We start from the raw sequence: 744 nt of genomic DNA, 5'->3' as shown, positions 1-744 counted from the left end.
CTTTAAGTTCTCACACAAAAAAGATCTCGTTCGCTATGCCTCGTACTATGCTCAAAAATGAACACTGGACAAGACTAAGACCTATATTACTAGAACTTAATATCTATGACAAAGGAAATCTGAGACTGACCATTGAGGGCATCCTTTATCGTATGCGAACTGGCTGTCCTTGGCGCGATTTACCGGCTTACTTTGGAAAGCCCAATACTGTCTACAAGGCTTATCAACGCTGGTTTCGCAGTAATAAGCTCATTGGACTATTTGCTTTAGTTATCAGAGAGCCTGACCTTGAGTGGGTGTTTATAGATGGTACTCATATCAAGGCACATCAGCACAGTAGTGGTCGTCATGAAGCTGCTCAAGCCATTAGTAAGAGTGTCGCAGGACGTGCCACTAAAATTCATCTAGCGGTCGATGCTCATGGCAATCCGATTACCTTTATTCTGTCAGATGGCACAACCCACGATGTTAAAGTCGCATCTGACTTAGTAGATAAGGTTGATTTGAGCAAGACAGACGTTGTATGTGCAGATAAAGGCTATGACTCTGACACACTACGAGAGTATATTGAACAAACAGCAACTTGTAATAATATCCCTCGGAAACGAAACACCAAGTCCTCTAACGACCATATGGATTGGGACTTGTACAAAGCACGACATTTAGTAGAAAATGCTTTCGCTAAGCTAAAACAGTATAGAGCGGTTGCCACCAGATTTGATAAGCTAAGACAGAGTTATGAGA

The 744-nt window shown here is 42.1% G+C and carries 1 protein-coding gene; it reads left to right on the top strand.

What is annotated here, in order from left to right; all coding sequences use genetic code 11:
* Nucleotides 1–35: 35 nt before the first annotated feature.
* Nucleotides 36–744 (top strand): IS5 family transposase (locus ACTQ9S_RS13775; protein ID WP_440455276.1); only part of this gene is annotated, 709 nt, incomplete at its 3' end.

Source organism: Psychrobacter sp. ASPA161_9, assembly GCF_051970275.1.
Classification (GTDB): Bacteria; Pseudomonadota; Gammaproteobacteria; order Pseudomonadales; family Moraxellaceae; genus Psychrobacter.
The sequence above is the reverse complement of the archived record's forward strand: the minus strand, read 5'-3'. Positions and strand labels throughout refer to the sequence as shown.